Below are 483 nucleotides of genomic sequence, written 5' to 3' on the forward strand. Positions count from 1 at the left end.
GCTTCGGAATGGCCACTTCGAAATCGTTGCGCTCTTCCTTCTCGTTCGGCAGCGCGAACACCACCAGCGGCACGCCCTCGCCTTCTTTGGTTTCATGCCAGTGCGCTTCCATCGCCGCGATCTTCATCGGCTGGTGCTTGAGCGTGTTCAGGCCATGCATGTCGCCGACGAAGATCTGCACCGGCACGGTCAGTGCGGCGAACGCCACCGCCGCGATCAGCATGCGCCGGCCCGCTTCCACGTGCGTGCCCCTGCGCAGGTACCACGCACCGACGCCACCAATCACGAAACAGGTGGTGATGAACGAGCCCAGCGCCATGTGCGCCAGGCGGTACGGGAACGAGGGGTTGAACACCACCTGCCACCAGTCCACCGGATGCACGATGCCGTTGACCATCTCGTAGCCGGCAGGCGTATGCAGCCAGCTGTTGGACGACAGGATCCAGAACGTGGAGAACAACGTGCCCAGCGCCACCATGCAGG

General features: G+C 63.6%; 1 protein-coding gene. It reads right to left on the reverse strand.

Annotated elements, in window-relative coordinates; all coding sequences use genetic code 11:
• A partial coding sequence (locus tag K9U40_RS23460; RefSeq protein WP_282892470.1) for a cytochrome ubiquinol oxidase subunit I occupies nucleotides 1-483 on the reverse strand: 483 nt, incomplete at both ends.

This window comes from Xanthobacter autotrophicus (genome assembly GCF_030015065.1).
Taxonomy (GTDB): domain Bacteria; phylum Pseudomonadota; class Alphaproteobacteria; order Rhizobiales; family Xanthobacteraceae; genus Xanthobacter; species Xanthobacter autotrophicus_D.